Genomic DNA, 15,625 nt, shown 5'->3' on the forward strand with positions numbered 1-15,625 from the left:
GAAATGGGTAGTGCCGGCCGCTGGCCGGCAACCCGGGATGCGTTGCCGAAGGTCATGGTAGTGCCGGCCAGCGGCCGGCACTGCCATGAGCGTCGCGGTCACTTCGGCTGGTAACGCACGCTCAGCTGGTACTCGCGGCCCGGCTGGTTGAACCACGCCACGGTCTCATACCTGCGGTCGAATACGTTGGCGGCGCGCGCCAGCAGCGACCACGACGGCGTCAGCGCGTACTCGGCGCGCAGGTCCAGCGTGCCGTAGCCGCCAACCTTCACCGAGTTGCTGGCGTTGTCATAGCGCTTGCCCGCACCCTGCACGGTCAGGCCGGCGCGGACGTCACCGAAGCGGCGGTCGACGTCCAGGCGCGCGGTCTGCTGCGCACGGCGCGGCAGCCAGTTGTCGAACTGGGTGCTGCCATGGGTGCGGTTGCGCGGGTCGGTGTAGCTCAGCTGCGCGTTGATGTCGAAGCCGGCCAACAGCACGCCACCGGTCAGCTCGGCACCACGGATGCGCGCCTTCTCCACCTGCTGCATCTTCATCGTGGACGCATCGTAGGTGATCAGGTCATCGATGCGGGTCTCGTACACATCCAGGCCCCAATGCCAGCCCTGGCCCTGCTGCGAAACACCGAGATTGGCGCTCTTGGACTTCTCCGGGTTCAACGTCGGCACGCCGCTCCACGGGTCGTACAGGTCGCTGAAGGTCGGCGCCTTGAACGCCGTGCCGTAGCTGGCATTGACGCGCAGGCCGTGCTCCAGTTCCATCGCCCAGCCCACGCTGCCGGTGGCATGGTTGCCGAACTGCTGGTTGTCGTCATTGCGCGCGCTGGCCTGCAGCTGATGGTGGCCGAAGCGACCCTGGTACTGCACGAACACGCCGGTGTTGCGGCGGCTGTCGACGAGATATCCGGCGCTGCTGCCGTCCAGGTTGTCTTCGCTCCAATCCACGCCTGCACTCAGCAGCTGGCCCTCGGCCACGCCGAAGTCGCCCTGCAGCGAGGCGCTGTCGCGATGGGTCTGCGCGCTGCCGAACACCCCCGGTGCGCCGAAGTTGTCCGACTCGTTGTCACTGCGGCCGACGTTGGCTGTGAAAGCCAGGCGTTCAGACGGGGTGTAGCGCACTTTGCCAGCGAGCACCTGCTGGCGGGTTTCCGAATAGTTGTAGTAACCGTCGTAGTGGTTCTTGCCGTCGGCGCGCAGTGCGCTGCCTTCCACGGTCCACTGGTCGTTGAAGCTGTAGCCGCCGCGCAGGCTCTTGGACAGGTTGCGGTAGCCGTCGCGGTCGTGCTCGTCGGCAAAGCAGCCCGCGGTGAACACCGAGGCGGAGCCGCGGCAGGCATCGATGCCGTCGGAATGCTGGTAGGCGATGTCGGCGCCGAACCAGCCGCGTTCGGTGCCACCGCCGATGCCGCCGCTGGCTTCGCGCAGGCCGTTGCTGCCACCGCCGAGCTGGAAGTGCGGAGCGAATTCGCCCTGGTTGCGGCGGGTGAAGATCTGGATCACGCCACCAATGGCGTCGGCACCGTACAGGCTGGACTGCGGGCCGCGCACGATTTCCACGCGTTCGATCTGCGCCAGTGGCAGGTCCTGGTACATGGCCAGGCCGAGGTCGGCACTGTTGATGCGCACGCCATCCACCAGCACCACGGTGTGGCCCGAGTTGGTGCCGCGCAGGAACAGCGAGCTCTGCTTGCCGAGGCCGCCGGAGTTGGTCAGGTTGATGCCGGCGCGGCCGCGCAGCAGTTCCTGCAGCGAGGTGGCCTGGCTGGATTCGATCTGCGCGCGGTCGATCACCTGGGCCGGCGCGATGCTGTCCTGCAGGGCGATCGGGGTGCGGGTGGCGGTAACCAGGATCTGGTCGAGCGCGGTGGTGTCATCGGCGGCCTGGGCCAGCGCGGGCAGGGCGGCCAGCACGGCCAGGGACAGCATTCGGGACTGCAGCTTCATGGGGGACTCCAGGTGCCACGCACGCCCGCGTGGCGAAGGGGAGGAGCCGCGAAGGCAGGCATGCGCCGACGCCGCAGCGCAGGCTGCGGTCATCCAGCGCCATGCCCACCGCATCGCGACCTGAGGCTTCCTGGCCGGTCTCCGGGCTTGCCGCCGGGTGGCGCGAGGCCACCGTCCAGGCGCCTTCCCATGCCTGCGGCACAGTGGCGTTGTTGCCTGGAACTGACGTGCTTACCGTTGCGGGGGCAGCGCCGGCCTGGCGTGGCATCACGCGTCACCGGCTTCCCGTTTCAACCTGCCGGCCGTGGCCGCAGGTCACCTGGAAGTGCGCGCAGTCTACGGCATCGCCAGCTGGTAGAGTGAGGAGCGTCGCACGCGCATCTGGTTGGAACCTGGAACATGATTGCAAAGGATCGCCTGCAGTTCCTCGATTCTCTTCGGGGTTTGGCTGCCGTCTACGTTGTGTTGTTTCACGTCCAGTCGATGCCGGCGCCGACGCTGACTGTCGCTGGTTGGTTGTTGCCCGTTCTGCAGCTGGGGGCCACGGGTGTCGCACTGTTTTTCGTGATCAGCGCGTTCTCGCTGTGTTATACCCAGCCTCGTCACAGAGCCAGCGGTCGGCCGTTGCTGAGTTTCTACCTGCACCGCTTCCTGCGCATCGCACCGCTGTTCTATCTGCTGCTGGCGTTCTCGATCTTCCGCGATGGCCGTGGCAGCCATGCCGGCCACCCGTGGGCCGAAATCGTTGCGAACGCCACATTCACATTCAACCTGTTCCCCGGCTGGGAGCAGGGCATTGTGTGGGCAAGCTGGGCGGTCGGAGTGGAGATGTTGTTCTATGCGATCTTCCCTTTGCTGTACCTGTTGGTGGATAACGGGCGTCGGGCCTGGACGCTCCTCTTGGTGCTGCTGGGGCTGGCGGCGCTGGCCGGAACCGGCGCGCTGGGTGCACGCGCGGAGGCCTCGCTGGGCGGCTATGGTTGGCTGACGCACGCGCCCGTGTTCGCGATGGGGTTGGTGGCGTTCCATGCGTACAACGCGCTCTCGCAATTGTCTCCGGCGCGGGCGCGGTGGTGGGGGAAGGCACTGAACATGGCCGGTGCCCTGTTGCTGTTGCTGGTCGTGGCGGGGATCGCAGCTGGCTGGAGCGGGGCAGGACCATGGCAGCTGGCCGGCCTGGGCTATCTGGCAGTGCTGTTGGGCTGCTCGCAATGCCCGCCGCGTCTGCTCGTCAACCGGGCGACGGCGTGGCTGGGTACGGTGAGCTACTCGCTCTACCTGGGGCATCCCATTGTGATCGCCGTGCTGGGGCCGGTGCTTCGCCGGCTGTTGGCGGCCGTTGGTGATGGGACAACCGGCTATCTGCTGTGCGCTGCGCTGGTACTGGCAGTCGCAATGCCGTTGGCTGCGCTGGGCCACCGCTGCATCGAAGCGCCGATGATCCGGCTGGGCAAACGCGTGATGGCATCGCTGTCCGTATCACGTGCAGGGCCCTCTCCCAGGCAGGCAGAGGGCGGCCCACGCTAGAATGACGCGCCCCACTACGGGGACGCTGTCCAGAAGTGGTGTTCATGATGTTGCTTCAATCGTCGATTTTTCCCACTCCGCGCGCGATGCAGTCGCCGGCAAGCGTGTTGTATACGGTTGCACTGCCGTGATCCTCGACCTGGTCCGCCATGCCGGCAACGGTCGCGATGAGTTCCTCGATGGCCGCAGCGATCCACCGCAGCTGGCCCGCCTGCCGCAGGAACTGGTCGACGCCTACGCTGCGCAGCCCTGGGAGCGGGTGATCAGTTCGCCACGGCTGCGCTCGCTGCACACGGCGATGGCCCTGGCCACGCCGCGTGGGCTGGACGTGGAAGCAGACGAGGAATGGGAAGAGCTGGATTTCGGCGATTGGGACGGGCAGTCGCTGTTCGACCTGCCGGAGGACGCATTGGCGGCCTTCCATGCCGACCCGCATGCATTCCCGCCGCCGAACGGCGAAAGCTGGGGCCACTTCGAGCGGCGCATCGCGCGCGCGCTGGATCGCCTGCTTGATGATGACGATCCGGTACCGACGCTGGTGGTCAGCCACGGCGGCCCGCTGCGCATGGTGCTGTCGCAGGTCTGCGGCCTGCCGATGTCGCTGTGCTGGGCCCTGCGTATTGACCACGGCACACGCCTGCGGGTGTGGCTGGAGCGCGGCGAGGTCGGGATGGTGGGCGAACTGCTGGAGCTGCAGCAGCCCTGACCGCACTCGCCGGGCATGACCCGGCGCTACCGATCCCGCATCACAGTGGTAGTGCCGGCCGCTGGCCGGCATCCCCAGGAACGCGGAGGCCTCAATCCTCGTCCGCGCGCTCGGCCACGCTGTCCTCAGCGTCGTCGTCAGCATCGAAGCGCTGCTCATGCACCGGGCCCGAAGCGGGGCCGGCCGCCTTCAGCGGATGCGCAGCGATGCGCGCTTCGTAATCCTGCACCAGCGCCTCACGCTGCGGCTCGCTCAGTTCCTGCCAATGGCAGTCCAGCAACGCGCCTTCCAGTGAATAGAGCAGGTTCAGGCTGGGCTTGAAGCCGGCGCGCTTGACCTTGACGAAGGCACCGACCGCGCCGATCGCAACCAGATCCTCGCGGCTGCGCAGGCCGACCTGACGCAGCCACGCCGCACTCTTCGGGCCGATGTTGCGCAGCTTCGGTGCGCTCATCCCAGCGCCTCGACGAACACGCGGGCGATGGCTTCCAGGCCGGCCTGGTCGTCGGCATCGAAGCGGCCGACTTTCGGGCTGTCGATGTCGAACACGCCGATCAGTTCATCGCCGCGCAGCAGTGGCACCACCAGTTCCGAACGCGAGGCCGAATCGCAGGCGATGTGGCCGGGGAAGGCATCGACGTCCTCCACGCGCTGGGTCACGCGCTGGCTGGCGGCGGCACCGCACACGCCCTTGTCCAGCGGGATGCGCACGCAGGCCGGCAGGCCCTGGAACGGGCCGACCACCAGTTCCTTGCCGTCGTAAAGGTAGAAGCCCACCCAGTTCAGGTCGGGCAGAGCGTGATAGACCAGTGCGGAGAGGTTGGCCGCGTTGGCGATGCGGTCGGACTCGGCGTAGACCAGGCCACGGGCCTGTTCCAGCAGCTGGGCGTATTGTTCCGGCTTGCTGCCGGTAAGCGAGGCATTGGCGAACATGCCCGCAGTCTAGCAAGCGCGCCGGGCCGGCGATAATGCAGGCTCTGTTGCCCCGCTGGAGCTTATCGATGCCGTTGCTCGCCACGCTGCCGCCTGCCCTGTTCGTCACCGGCACCGATACCGAGATCGGCAAGACCGCGGCCAGCACCGCGCTGCTGCATGCACTGCGCCGGCGCGGCCTGCGCGCAGTCGGCATGAAGCCCGTGGCCAGTGGCAGTGAAGATCTGGGGCAGGGCCTGCGCAACGAGGACGCGCTGGCGCTGCAGGCGGCCAGTTGGCCGGTGCCGGTCTATGCCGACCTGAATCCGTACGCGCTGCGGCAACCGCTGGCGCCGGAGCTGGCCGCTGCCGAGGATGGCGTGCAGGTGGAACTGGCGCCGATCGTGGCCGCGTTCGCGCGCCTGCGTGCGCAGGCCGATGTCGTGGTGGTGGAGGGCGTTGGCGGTTGGCTGGCGCCGGTCTCGGCCACGCTGGACCAGCTTGACCTGGTGCGCGCACTGCAGCTGCCCGTGCTGTTGGTGGTGGGCATGCGGCTGGGCTGCGTCAACCATGCGCGGCTGACCGCGCAGTCGCTGCAGGCCAGCGGCGTGGAGTGCCTGGGCTGGATCGGCAACCACATCGACCCGGTGATGCAGCGCCAGGATGAGAACATCGCGACGTTGCAGCAGCGCCTGCCGATGCCGTGCTGGGGGCGGCTGCCGTATCTGCCGGGTGCGAATGGCGAAGCGCTGTCGGCGTACCTGCTCGAGTGACCCTGGGTAGTGCCGGCCGCTGGCCGGCAACTGCATCCACCCGGCGATCCCGAGGTTGCCGGCCAGCGGCCGGCGTTACCGTGCCGCAGCCGCCAGCTCCTTCGCGATCGCACCGAGCCGCTCCACCGCACCGATGAAGCGCGCATCCAGCGTCTGGCAGCACGACAGCCGCAGGCAGTGGCGGTAGCGTGCGCCGCGCGAGTACACGCGGCGCTGGGCGCGCACGTGCTTGAGTGATCCTGGGTAGTGCCGGCCGCTGGCCGGCAACTGCATCCACCCGGCGATCCCGAGGTTGCCGGCCAGCGGCCGGCACTACCGTGTTGCAGCTGCCAGCTCCTTCGCGATCGCACCGAGCCGCTCCACCGCGCCGATGAAGCGCGCATCCAGCATCTGGCAGCACGACAGCCGCAGGCAGTGGCGATAGCGCGCGCCGCGCGAGTACACGCGGCGCTGGGCGTGCACCTGCTTGAGTGATCCTGGGTAGTGCCGGCCGCTGGCCGGCAACTGCATCCACCCGGCGATCCCGAGGTTGCCGGCCAGCGGCCGGCACTACCGTGCCGCAGCCGCCAGCTCCTTCGCGATCGCACCGAGCCGCTCCACCGCACCGATGAAACGCGCATCCAAGGTCTGGCAGCACGACAGACGCAGGCAGTGGCGATAACGCGCACCACGCGAATACACCTGGCCGGGCATGAACACGATGTCCTCTGCCAGCGCACGCTCGAACAGCTCACGCGTATCCACGCCCGGCAGTTCGAGCCACAGCAGGAAGCCGCCTTGCGGCTCGGTGGCACGGGTGCCGGCCGGGAAGTGTTCGGCCACCAGCTGGCGCAGCCGTCCCACCTGTTCGCGGTACAGCCGGCGCATGCGGTGCAGGTGATGCTCGTAGCTGCCGGCTTCCAGATACGCCGCCACCGCATCGCCCAGCAGCTGCGGTTCGCCACCGGTGGACTGGAACTTGAGCAGTGCGATGCGCTCGGCGAAGCGCCCCCCGTCCAGCCAACCGATGCGGTAATCCGGCGCCAGCGTCTTGGAGAAACCACCGACCACCATCACCCAGCCATCGCGATCAAACGCCTTCAGCAGCGGTGCCGGCGGCTCGCAGAACTGCAGTTCTGCGTACACCGCATCTTCGATCAGCGGCAGCTGGCGCGCGTTGACCAGTTCGGCCAGGCGTTGCTTGGCGGGTGTCGGCATGGTGCAGCCCAGCGGATTGTGCACGGTCGGCATCACCACCAGTGCGGCCAGCGGCGTGTGCTCCAGCAGCGCATCCAATGCGTCGACATCCAGGCCGTGCTGCGGGTGGGTGGGCAGCTCGATGGCCTGCAGGCCGAGGTTGGCCAGCAAGGGGTAGAGGTTGAAGTAGGACGGCGCCTCGATGCCGACCGCGTCGCCGGGCTGGGTGACCGCGCGCAACGCCAGCTGCAGGGCCTCCATCGCGCCGTGGGTCAGCAGCAGCCGCTCGCTATGGGTGTGCAGGCCCATGCGTGGACCGCGACGCACGATCTGCGCCAGCAGCCTGGGGGAGCCGTTCGGGCGCGCGTAGGATTCCACTGTCTGCTGGCCGTGCCGCAGCACCTGCGCGGTATGCCGGGCCAGCTGCGCGCCCGGATAGAACTGGCGCCCGCGCGGACCGGCGAAGGCCAGGTCGATCACTCCGGAGCGACGTTGTGCCTCCAGCACGCGCGCCATCAGCACCTGCTGCAGTGGTGCGGTGGGTGCGGACGGCGTGTCGCGCAGCGAACGTTCCGGCACCGACAATCGCGGCGCGACCTCGAAGCCGGCTTTGGGCCGCGGAATGACCAGGCCGGCGTCCTCCAGCTGGCGATAGGCCGCGATCACCGTGTTCAGGCTGAGCCTTCGCTGCAGGGCCATCTGCCGCAGTGAAGGCAGGCGGCTGCCGACCGGGAGACGTCCGCCGTGGATGGCTTCGGCCAGTTCATCGGACAGCCGTTGGTAGCGGGGTGGGATCATCGCGCTCTGGTCATCTGTATCCATCGAACTTCCCGCCATCTGGTGCTGTACCCATGATGATGGCGAGCCTAGCATGTCGTTGTCGGACGGGCCTGATCGGGGCACGGCCGATACTTCCCAAGCGCACGGCTGGATGGCCGTGCGTCTTTTTGGAGGTGGTACCGGCCGCTGGCCGGCGATCCCCAGATCCGCAGGAGCCGGCCAGCGGCCGGCACTACCCGGGTCGTTACCGCATCGGCACCAGCGCCGCGTCGCGCCGGTACAGCGCCGGGAACTGCTTGCCCAGTGCCGCCAGCTTCGGTGCGTCGTAGTAGCGGATGTAGGCCGCCTGCGGGTAGTTGCTCATGTAGTTCTGGTGGTAGCTCTCGGCCGGGTAGAAGCGCTGGCCGCTGACCAGCTGGGTGACGATCGGTGCGCGGTAGCTGCCGGCCTGGCCGAGCTGGGCGATGTAGGCGCGGCTGGCAGCCTGCTGGCGTGCGTCATCACTGAAGATCGCCGAGCGGTACTGGCTGCCCTGGTCCGGTCCCTGCCGATTGAGCTGGGTCGGGTCGTGCACCACCGAGAAGAACACCTGCATCAGCTGGCCATAGCTGACCTGGCGCGGGTCGTAGTCGATCTTCACCGCCTCGGCATGACCGGTCTGGCCACCGCTGACGCGCTCATAGCGCGCATTGGCCGCGCTGCCACCGATGTAGCCGGACACCGCATTGCTCACGCCTTTGACGTGCTGGAACACGCCCTGCACGCCCCAGAAGCAACCGCCGGCGAACACCACGCTGGCATGGGTGGCGTCATCGCGGAACGCGGCGTCGCCGCTGGGCGCCGGCAGTGCCTTGGCCTGCGCGCTGGCTTCCAGCGGTGCCGCGACTGCGCCGTGGTCGACCAGCAGCACGCCAGCGATCAATGCAGCAGCTACCAAGCCGGCGACACCGGCGGCGATACCTTGTTCAAAAGAGAGTTTCATCGTGTGCTCCCGTTTCAACCGAAGGTGAAGGCATAGGCCTGCGCGCCCGCATCGAGGAATTCGATCTCGAAGCGATGCGGGCCGACCGCGCCGCGCTGGCGCACCAGCTGGTACAGGCGGTGTTCGTTGACCACGCCGCTGCCATCGGCGCCGACATCGCTGCCGGCATCGGCGGCGGGCAGCGGCTTGCCATCCAGCCAGACGCGGAAGCGCACTGGCTTGCCGTCCTCGTTCGGTGCCAGCACCAGGTGCAGGTCACGTGCGTGGAACTGGAAGGCGATGCGGCCACCGGCCTGCTGCAGCTGTGCGGCCTCGTCGGTGACGGTCCAGCGCCCGGACAGTCCCCATTGGTTCAACGCCAGAGTGGTGGGCAGCGTGTAGTCGAACGCGGTGTCGCTGCGCTGCCCGCCGGGCGAGGCGAACTGCTCGGCGCGGGCGTGGCCCAGGTAGGTTTCCGGCGAACGCAGGTTGCCCATGTCGGCCTGCACGGCCACGCCCTTCAGGTCGGCGGCAGCGGGATCGGCCGGTGGTGGCAGGTTGGTCTGCCCGGCTTCGGTCAGCAGGCGACGGATCATCTGTTCCGAGCGCGCATAGTTGCCCTCGCCGAACTGGTGGCCGCGGATGTTGCCCTGCGCGTCGACGAAGTACTGCGCCGGCCAGTAGCGGTTATTGAAGGCGCGCCAGATCGTGTACTGGTTGTCGAGCGCCACCGGGTACTCGACCTTCAGCTGTTGCACCGCCTTCATCACGTTGCGTGGGTCACGTTCGAAGGCGAATTCCGGCGTGTGCACGCCGACCACCACCAGCCCATGGTCACGGTAGCGACGTTCCCATTCGTGCACGAACGGCATCGCGCGCAGGCAGTTGATGCAGGAATAGGTCCAGAAATCGACCAGCACCACCTTGCCGCGCAGCTGCTGTGCGCTCAGCGGCGGGCTGTTGAGCCAGCCGGTGGCGCCATCCAGCGCGGGCAGGGTGCCTTCCACCGGCAGCGGTGCATCGGCACCGGCATTGGCGCCGGCCATCATCATCATCGGTGGTGCCGCCGGCTGCGCGCCGGGCACTGCGTCCAGCAGGCTTTGCTCGATACGCGCGGTGCTGACCGTTGAAAGACGGGTCAGCAGGCCGGTATCCCAGCCGAGGCCGATCGCCACGACGGCCAGCAGCGCGGCTACACCCAGCACCTTGCGCAGGACATCGCCGAGGCCGAGCCGCGCATGCAGCGCACGGAACACGCGGCCGCCGACCCACACCGCCAGCGCCAGCGCGGTGATCGCACCCGATGCATAGGCAAGCAGCAGGGTGCTGGTACCGACGCTGGCGCCATGCAGGGCAGCACCGGTCAGCACCAGGCCGAGGATCGGCCCGGCGCACGGCGCCCACAGCAGGCCAGTGGCGATGCCGATCAGCAGCGAGGTCCACGCGCCGCCGTGCCCCGCGGCATCCGCCGCATCGGCGCGTGCGCTCAGGCGGGCACCCACGCGCTGGAACGGTGCCAGCAGGTGGTCGGCCAGCCGCGGCCAGAGCAGGGCGACCGAGAACAACGCCATCAGCAGCAGGGCGATCCAGCGTCCTACCTGGTTGGCCTGCGCCACCCATTGGCTGCCCACCGCGGCCAGGCTGGCGACCACGGTGAAGGTGAGCGCCATGCCCAACAGCAGCGGCAGCGTGCTGCGCAGGAACGGGCGATCGGCACGCGCGAACACGAACGGCAGCACCGGCAGGATGCAGGGGCTGAGCAGGGTCAGCGCGCCCCCCAGATAGGCAAGCAGCAACAGCAGCATCGTCAGGCTCCGGAAGCAGGGGAAGAACCGACCGGCACCCGCCAGCCGTCGGCAGTGCCAGCAGGGGCACTGGGAACGAACACCATCGCCGCACCGTTCATGCAGTAGCGCAGCCCGGTCGGGCGTGGCCCATCGTTGAACACATGGCCGAGATGGCCGCCGCAGCGGCGGCAGTGCACCTCCACCCGCAGCATCCCGAAGGTGACGTCGCGGTCTTCGCCGATGGCGTTGTGCAGCGGTGCCCAGAAGCTGGGCCAGCCGGTGCCGCTCTCGAACTTGGTGGAGGAGGAGAACAGCGGCAGCGCACAGCCGGCGCAGGCGAAAGTGCCCTGCCGATGTTCCTTGTTGAGTGGGCTGCTGTACGGGCGCTCGGTGGCCTGCTGGCGCAGCACCGCGTACTGCGCCGGGGTCAGTTGCTGGCGCCACTGCGCATCGCTGTGCATGACCTCGAACTGTCGCGGCGGGCGTGCTTCAGCGGCCGCCGGGGCGGCGCGGCTGCAGGCCCCCAGGCCGAGCAGGCCGGCGGCGGTGGCAACACCGCCCAGGCCCAGCAGATGGCGGCGGGAGAGGGACATGGCGGACTCCGGGAAGGGGCGACGGGGCCATGCTGCGCCCGCCCGGGTCAACGAATCCTCACGCAGGATTCAATTTTTCGTGAGGTATCGGCGGCCGTCCCGCGCCACAATGCAGCCAGCCTCCCCACTGGCCCCGAGCTGCCGATGTCCACCAAACGCGTGCTGATCGTTGAAGACGATGCCCACATCGCCGACCTGCTGCGCATGCATCTGGGCGATGAGGGTTACGACGTCGCCCATGCCGCCAGCGGCGATGCCGGCCTGCGCCTGCTCGAGCAGGACGGCCCGTGGGATGCACTGGTGCTGGACGTGATGCTGCCCGGCGTGGATGGGCTGCAGGTGTGCCAGCGTGCACGCGCGATGGCGCGCTATGTACCGATCATCATCATCAGCGCGCGCGGCAGCGAAACGCAGCGGATCGTCGGCCTGGAACTCGGCGCGGACGATTACCTGGCAAAACCTTTTTCGATGCCGGAACTGGTGGCACGGGTGCGCGCGCTGCTGCGCCGCGCCGAGGCGATGGCGCAGAGCGCGCGCATCGATGCCGGCGCGATCGAGCTGGGTGGGCTGCAACTCGATCCGGTCGCGCGCACCGCGTCGGTGGATGGCAATACGTTGGAGCTGACGCCGCGCGAATTTGATCTGCTGCTGTTCTTCGCCCGTCATCCGGACCAGGTGTTCGCGCGTATGGAGCTGCTCAACCAGGTCTGGGGCTATCAGCACGATGGTTACGAGCATACGGTCAATACCCATATCAACCGCCTGCGCAGCAAGATCGAGCCGGACCCGGCCAACCCGCGGCGGCTGCTGACGGTGTGGGGCCGCGGCTACAAGCTGGTCGACCCGGCCGGGGCGGCGGCATGATCAAGCCCAATCTGTGGCAGAAGCTGGCGGCGGTGATCGCCGCGCTGATGCTGATGTGCTGCATGGCGTTGCTGGCACTGCAGATGCGCGCCAACACCCGCCATGAGCAGGAAGTGGTGCAGCGGCTGTCGCTGGGCCTGGCCGAACACATCGCCCAGCGCAGCGAACTGATGGACACCAGTGGCATGCGCGATGCGGCGGTGCGCGCGCTGTTCGGTCAGTTGATGGCGGTTAATCCCAGCGTCGAGGTCTACCTGCTGGACGACCAGGGCCGCATCCTCGGTCACGATGCGCCCAGTGGCCATCTGGTGCGAAACAAGGTGGACGTGGCACCGCTGCGCCGCCTGCTGGCTGGTGCGCCACTGCCGATCCTCGGCGATGACCCGCGCAGCGCCGATGGCCGCAAGGTGTTCAGTGCTGCACCGTTGATCGTGCAGGGCCGCCAGGCCGGTTATGTGTACGTAGTGCTGGTCGGCGAACACCGGCAGATGCTCGCCGACGACCTGGCGGCGGGCAGCCAGTGGAACACCACATGGTGGTCGGTGATGCTGGTCGGAAGCCTCGGCCTGCTGGCCGGGCTGGTGGCGTTCTACTGGGTGACCCGTCCGCTGCGGCGGCTGACCCGGCGCATCCAAGCCTTCGATATCGATGCGCCGACACCGTTGCCGCCGCCCGAACCGCTGCGCCCGGGCGAGCGCGACGAGCTGGTAATTCTCGAACATGCACATGCGCAGATGGCGCAGCGGCTGGGTGAGCAATGGCAGCAGCTGCGCCAGCAGGACCTGCAGCGGCGCGAACTGGTGGCCAACATCTCGCATGATCTGCGCACGCCGTTGTCGTCGCTGCACGGCTACCTGGAAACGCTGGCGCTGAAGGACTCCACGCTGTCACCGGACGAGCGCCGCCGCTACCTCGGTATCGCGCTGGCACAGAGCGCCAAGGTTGGCCGGCTGGCGCGTGCGCTGTTCGAGCTGGCGCGGCTGGAACATGGCGAAGTGCGCCTGGAGTGGGAAGTGTTCGCGCTGCCGGAACTGCTGCAGGACGTACTGCAGAAATTCGAGCTGGCGGCGCAGGCACGCAACCAGCGCCTGCACGCCGCGTTCCCGCCCGGCCTGCCGCTGGTACGTGCTGACCTGGGCCTGGTCGAGCGCGTGCTGACCAACCTGCTCGACAATGCATTGCGGCACGCACCGGAAGGTGGCCGGATCGAAGTGTGCCTGCGTGCGACCGCGGACAGCATCGAGGTGAGCGTGGCCGATGATGGTCCCGGCGTGGCAGCGGCGCTGCGTGCACAGTTGTTCCAGGCGCCGGCCGCGCTGGGCGCACGGCGTGGCGAGAACGGTGGGCTTGGCCTGCTGATCGTGCAGCGGATCGTGCAGCTGCATGGCCGCCGCATCGAACTGCGTGACAGTGAGCGTGGCGCGCTGTTCGTGTTTGCCCTGCCGCGCGCGGAACCGGCGGTCTAGCAGGTCGTCTCGCTCTCCACGGCACCGCCGCTTTCCAGCGGCAGGTGCAGGCGGATGCAGGCACCGCCCAGCTCCGAATCGGTCACTTCAACGTGGCCGCCATGCTTGTCGGCCACCACCTGCACCAGCGCCAGGCCGAGGCCGAAACCGGGGCTGCCCGGGTCCAGCCGCACATAGGGTTGCAGCACCTGGCCGCGCAGTTCGGGCGCAATGCCGGGGCCGTCGTCCTCCACCTGCAGGCACAGCCAGCCGTCGTTGACCGTGCTGGCGATACGGATCTGCCGCCGTGCGTAACGCAGGGCATTGCCGAGCAGGTTGCGCAGCGCCAGTTCCAGCATATGCCGGTTGACATTGACCAGGCCTGCTGGCGACAGCGCCTGCTGTACCGGCAGCGGCAGCGGTGCGAACTGAGCCACCACGCCACGGACCAGCGCGGCCAGCTGCAGGCGCTGGCGGGTCAGCTGATGGCAGCGGCCCAGCGCGGCGTACTCGACGCCGGCATCGGTGAGGTGCTGCAGCCGATCGACATCGGTGCGCAGGCCGCCCAGCGCATCGCGTTGTATCTCGTCCAGCGCGGTGTCCTCCAGGTCGGCCAGGCCGAAGCGCATCCGCGCCAACGGCGTGCGGACTTCGTGCGCCACCGCCTGCGCCAGCACGCGCTGGCTTTCCAGCAGCTGCTGCAGCTGCTCGGCCATGTGGTTGAATGCATTGGCCAGCGGCCGCACCAGCGCGGTGCCGGCGCGCGGCGCACGCGTGTCCAGCTGACCATCGCGCATCTGCCGGGCGGCCTGGGCCAGCTGCGAGACGTCGCGCCACAGGCGGTAGACCATCACATACATCGGCAGCGCCACGGCCACCATCAGGATCAGCAGCAGGATCGCCACGCCGGACACTTCGCTGTCCTGCCAGCCTTCCTCAGGCAACGCTTCATCCAGTGGCCCCAGCATCACGGCATAGTCGCTGTCGCCGATCCGCTGCAGGCTGCGCATGTGTTCCAGGTCGATCTGCACACGGCCGTTGTTGAACGGCGGTCGCTGGCTGGCCGACAGCGCCTTCTCCGCCTCGGCCAGCGGCACCATCCGCAGGGCATAGGCGAAGTCGGCGTCGAGCCCTCGTGCCAGCGCCGGCCACTGGTCACGTGGTGTTTCCGCGAAGCGTTGCTGCAGCAGCGCATGGGTGCCACGCATCTCGGCCAGCAGGCTGGCTTCGGTGCGGTCTTCCAGCAGCGCATCCCAGGCCCACAGGCCCAGCACGATCAGCAGCAGGTGGGCGACCAGGAAGCCGATGCCGTAGCGCAGGAAGTGGAAGGCGTGGCCGCGCATCGCCGAGTGCGTGCGCTTCATCCCCATGCCGAGCGGCTGAACAGGTAGCCGCGTCCACGGACGGTCTTGATCCGCTCCGGTTGTTCAGGGTTGTCGCCCAGCTTGCGGCGCAGGCGCGAGATGCGCGCATCGATCGAACGGTCCAGGCCGTCAAAGGCGATGCCACGCAGGCCGCGCAGCAGCGCATCGCGGTCCAGGATCTGGCCGGCGTTGCTGGCCAGCAGGAACAGCAGGTCGAACTCGGCCGTGGTCAGCTCCAGCAGGCCGCCCTGCAGGTGCACGTTGCGGGTGGACGGGTCGATGTTCAGCTCGCCGAAGCGCAGGCTGCCGTCGCGCGGTTCGACCCGGCGATGGCGGCGCAGGTGGGCACGCAGGCGGGCGAGCAGCACCCGCGGTTCGATGGGTTTACCGATGTAATCGTCGGCCCCCAGCTCCAGTCCCAGCACCTGGTCGATGTTGTCGGTGCGGGCGGTCAACACACAGATGATGCCGTCATAGTGGGGCCGGATCTGCCGACACACTTCGAAACCATCCTGGTCGGGCAGGCCGACATCGAGCAGGACCAGGGCCGGCTTCTCGGCCAGGATCCGGGCCACCGCGCGCTCACCACTGCGCTCATGGGCCACCTGATAGCCATGCCGCTGCAGATAGTCGCTGACCATCGTACCCAGGCGGGCATCGTCTTCAACCAGTACGATATCCAGCATTTTCAAGGCCTCCGTGGGCGCAAACGTACCGCCACGGCACGAGCGCGGCGATGCTATCCCAGCCTGCGGGCCGCCCGGGTCCCGGGGGCGGGCGCCATTCAGCCGGGG

Annotated in this window: 16 protein-coding genes and 1 riboswitch; of the genes, 5 read left to right on the plus strand and 11 right to left on the minus strand. The window is 68.3% G+C overall.

Annotation, left to right across the window (positions count from 1 at the left end; translation table 11 throughout):
- Positions 1–98: 98 nt before the first annotated feature.
- Positions 99–1,943 (minus strand): TonB-dependent vitamin B12 receptor, encoded by a 1,845-nt coding sequence (btuB, locus tag ACZLIB_RS02615; protein ID WP_478469087.1) that lies wholly within the window; start codon positions 1,941–1,943, stop codon positions 99–101.
- 115 nt (positions 1,944–2,058) lie between these two features.
- Positions 2,059–2,281: riboswitch (cobalamin riboswitch) on the minus strand.
- Positions 2,282–2,342: 61 nt separating this feature from the next.
- On the opposite strand from btuB, the gene ACZLIB_RS02620 reads away from it, so the two are divergent.
- Both ACZLIB_RS02620 and ACZLIB_RS02625 read left to right on the plus strand, forming a co-directional pair.
- Positions 2,343–3,470, plus strand: a complete 1,128-nt coding sequence (locus tag ACZLIB_RS02620; RefSeq protein WP_110710946.1) for an acyltransferase family protein — start codon at positions 2,343–2,345, stop codon at positions 3,468–3,470.
- A 127-nt stretch (positions 3,471–3,597) separates the two neighbouring features.
- Positions 3,598–4,176, plus strand: coding sequence for a histidine phosphatase family protein (locus tag ACZLIB_RS02625; protein WP_478469089.1), 579 nt, complete (start codon positions 3,598–3,600; stop codon positions 4,174–4,176).
- A gap of 91 nt (positions 4,177–4,267) precedes the next feature.
- On the opposite strand, the gene ACZLIB_RS02630 is transcribed toward ACZLIB_RS02625, so the two are convergent.
- Both ACZLIB_RS02630 and ACZLIB_RS02635 read right to left on the minus strand, forming a co-directional pair.
- Entirely contained in the window at positions 4,268–4,630 is a 363-nt protein-coding gene (locus tag ACZLIB_RS02630; RefSeq protein ID WP_032128727.1) for a TfoX/Sxy family protein, read from the minus strand.
- Positions 4,627–5,109 (minus strand): GAF domain-containing protein, encoded by a 483-nt coding sequence (locus ACZLIB_RS02635; protein WP_005407940.1) that lies wholly within the window; start codon positions 5,107–5,109, stop codon positions 4,627–4,629. The genes ACZLIB_RS02630 and ACZLIB_RS02635 overlap by 4 nt, the downstream gene beginning before the upstream one ends.
- A 68-nt stretch (positions 5,110–5,177) precedes the next feature.
- Here ACZLIB_RS02635 and bioD point away from each other — a divergent pair, with 68 nt between their 5' ends.
- Complete coding sequence (bioD, locus tag ACZLIB_RS02640; RefSeq protein WP_478469090.1) at positions 5,178–5,861, plus strand: dethiobiotin synthase; 684 nt, start codon at positions 5,178–5,180, stop codon at positions 5,859–5,861.
- 75 nt (positions 5,862–5,936) lie between these two features.
- Here bioD and ACZLIB_RS02645 read toward each other — a convergent pair whose 3' ends face one another.
- From ACZLIB_RS02645 to msrB, 6 genes are all read right to left on the minus strand, one after another.
- Positions 5,937–6,086 carry a hypothetical protein gene (locus ACZLIB_RS02645; protein ID WP_157805922.1) on the minus strand — a complete coding sequence of 50 codons (150 nt, stop codon included), beginning with the start codon at positions 6,084–6,086 and terminating at the stop codon, positions 5,937–5,939.
- A gap of 87 nt (positions 6,087–6,173) precedes the next feature.
- Complete coding sequence (locus tag ACZLIB_RS02650; protein WP_164080447.1) at positions 6,174–6,371, minus strand: hypothetical protein; 198 nt, start codon at positions 6,369–6,371, stop codon at positions 6,174–6,176.
- 39 nt (positions 6,372–6,410) lie between these two features.
- Positions 6,411–7,859 (minus strand): aminotransferase-like domain-containing protein, encoded by a 1,449-nt coding sequence (locus ACZLIB_RS02655; protein ID WP_478469092.1) that lies wholly within the window; start codon positions 7,857–7,859, stop codon positions 6,411–6,413.
- Positions 7,860–8,061: 202 nt separating this feature from the next.
- Positions 8,062–8,799, minus strand: a complete 738-nt coding sequence (msrA, locus tag ACZLIB_RS02660; protein ID WP_285302970.1) for a peptide-methionine (S)-S-oxide reductase MsrA — start codon at positions 8,797–8,799, stop codon at positions 8,062–8,064.
- A 14-nt stretch (positions 8,800–8,813) separates the two neighbouring features.
- Positions 8,814–10,583, minus strand: a complete 1,770-nt coding sequence (locus ACZLIB_RS02665; RefSeq protein ID WP_478469095.1) for a cytochrome c biogenesis protein DipZ — start codon at positions 10,581–10,583, stop codon at positions 8,814–8,816.
- Between the two features lie 2 nt (positions 10,584–10,585).
- A complete protein-coding gene (gene msrB, locus ACZLIB_RS02670) occupies positions 10,586–11,158 on the minus strand; it encodes a peptide-methionine (R)-S-oxide reductase MsrB (protein ID WP_478469097.1) in 573 nt (190 codons plus the stop codon).
- A gap of 144 nt (positions 11,159–11,302) precedes the next feature.
- On the opposite strand from msrB, the gene ACZLIB_RS02675 reads away from it, so the two are divergent.
- Both ACZLIB_RS02675 and ACZLIB_RS02680 read left to right on the plus strand, forming a co-directional pair.
- The gene (locus ACZLIB_RS02675; protein ID WP_014645826.1) at positions 11,303–12,022 is read left to right on the plus strand and encodes a response regulator transcription factor; all 720 of its coding nucleotides are present in this window, start codon (positions 11,303–11,305) and stop codon (positions 12,020–12,022) included.
- Positions 12,019–13,488, plus strand: coding sequence for a sensor histidine kinase (locus tag ACZLIB_RS02680; protein WP_478469098.1), 1,470 nt, complete (start codon positions 12,019–12,021; stop codon positions 13,486–13,488). Before ACZLIB_RS02675 ends, ACZLIB_RS02680 begins: the two co-directional genes overlap by 4 nt.
- Here the strand turns inward: ACZLIB_RS02680 and ACZLIB_RS02685 are convergent.
- Positions 13,485–14,831 (minus strand): ATP-binding protein, encoded by a 1,347-nt coding sequence (locus ACZLIB_RS02685; RefSeq protein WP_121504808.1) that lies wholly within the window; start codon positions 14,829–14,831, stop codon positions 13,485–13,487. The genes ACZLIB_RS02680 and ACZLIB_RS02685 overlap by 4 nt on opposite strands.
- Positions 14,828–15,517, minus strand: a complete 690-nt coding sequence (locus ACZLIB_RS02690; protein ID WP_010484092.1) for a winged helix-turn-helix domain-containing protein — start codon at positions 15,515–15,517, stop codon at positions 14,828–14,830. The genes ACZLIB_RS02685 and ACZLIB_RS02690 overlap by 4 nt, the downstream gene beginning before the upstream one ends.
- Positions 15,518–15,625: the final 108 nt, after the last annotated feature.

Source organism: Stenotrophomonas sp. 220_Sma, from assembly GCF_056487375.1.

Excerpts from the sequence above, each read along its gene's own strand:
- btuB (WP_478469087.1), bottom strand. The coding sequence starts at position 1,943 with ATGAAGCTGCAGTCCCGAATGCTGTCCCTGGCCGTGCTGGCCGCCCTG.
- ACZLIB_RS02620 (WP_110710946.1), top strand. The coding sequence starts at position 2,343 with ATGATTGCAAAGGATCGCCTGCAGTTCCTCGATTCTCTTCGGGGTTTG.
- ACZLIB_RS02630 (WP_032128727.1), bottom strand. The coding sequence starts at position 4,630 with ATGAGCGCACCGAAGCTGCGCAACATCGGCCCGAAGAGTGCGGCGTGG.
- ACZLIB_RS02635 (WP_005407940.1), bottom strand. The coding sequence starts at position 5,109 with ATGTTCGCCAATGCCTCGCTTACCGGCAGCAAGCCGGAACAATACGCC.
- bioD (WP_478469090.1), top strand. The coding sequence starts at position 5,178 with ATGCCGTTGCTCGCCACGCTGCCGCCTGCCCTGTTCGTCACCGGCACC.
- ACZLIB_RS02650 (WP_164080447.1), bottom strand. The coding sequence starts at position 6,371 with ATGCAGTTGCCGGCCAGCGGCCGGCACTACCCAGGATCACTCAAGCAG.
- ACZLIB_RS02655 (WP_478469092.1), bottom strand. The coding sequence starts at position 7,859 with ATGGATACAGATGACCAGAGCGCGATGATCCCACCCCGCTACCAACGG.
- msrA (WP_285302970.1), bottom strand. The coding sequence starts at position 8,799 with ATGAAACTCTCTTTTGAACAAGGTATCGCCGCCGGTGTCGCCGGCTTG.
- ACZLIB_RS02665 (WP_478469095.1), bottom strand. The coding sequence starts at position 10,583 with ATGCTGCTGTTGCTGCTTGCCTATCTGGGGGGCGCGCTGACCCTGCTC.
- msrB (WP_478469097.1), bottom strand. The coding sequence starts at position 11,158 with ATGTCCCTCTCCCGCCGCCATCTGCTGGGCCTGGGCGGTGTTGCCACC.
- ACZLIB_RS02675 (WP_014645826.1), top strand. The coding sequence starts at position 11,303 with ATGTCCACCAAACGCGTGCTGATCGTTGAAGACGATGCCCACATCGCC.
- ACZLIB_RS02680 (WP_478469098.1), top strand. The coding sequence starts at position 12,019 with ATGATCAAGCCCAATCTGTGGCAGAAGCTGGCGGCGGTGATCGCCGCG.
- ACZLIB_RS02685 (WP_121504808.1), bottom strand. The coding sequence starts at position 14,831 with ATGAAGCGCACGCACTCGGCGATGCGCGGCCACGCCTTCCACTTCCTG.
- ACZLIB_RS02690 (WP_010484092.1), bottom strand. The coding sequence starts at position 15,517 with ATGCTGGATATCGTACTGGTTGAAGACGATGCCCGCCTGGGTACGATG.